Annotated in this window: 1 pseudogene (cut by a window edge); it reads left to right on the top strand. The window is 68.0% G+C overall.

Annotated elements, in window-relative coordinates:
- Positions 1 to 316: pseudogene (locus tag FVQ81_18220) on the top strand (efflux RND transporter permease subunit); it begins 37 nt to the left of the window's first position.

Here is a 316-nt window from a genome sequence, read left to right as displayed (position 1 = left end):
CCCGGCCGGGCCTGTCGGAAATCGTGCTGGAGTACCAGTGGGATACCTCCATGGCTCTGGCCGCCCTGGAAGTGCGGGAAAAACTGGACCGGATCACCCCGGTGGATGGGGTGGAACCCTCGCAAATCCTGCGGTTCTCGCCGGAGGACGAGCCGATCGTGCGCCTGGCGCTGGAGGGAGAACAGCTTCTGAGCGTCCTGCGGCAGTTGGCCGAGGAGGAGATCGAGCCTGCCCTGCTGGCGCTGGCGGGAGTGGCGGCGGTGCAGGTGCGCGGGGGGGCGCCTCCGGAAGTGTTGGTGGAACTGGACGAAGGACG

This window comes from Candidatus Glassbacteria bacterium (assembly GCA_019456185.1).
Lineage (GTDB): Bacteria > Gemmatimonadota > Glassbacteria > GWA2-58-10 > GWA2-58-10 > JAJRTS01.
This window is presented reverse-complemented; position numbering and strand designations above follow the sequence as displayed.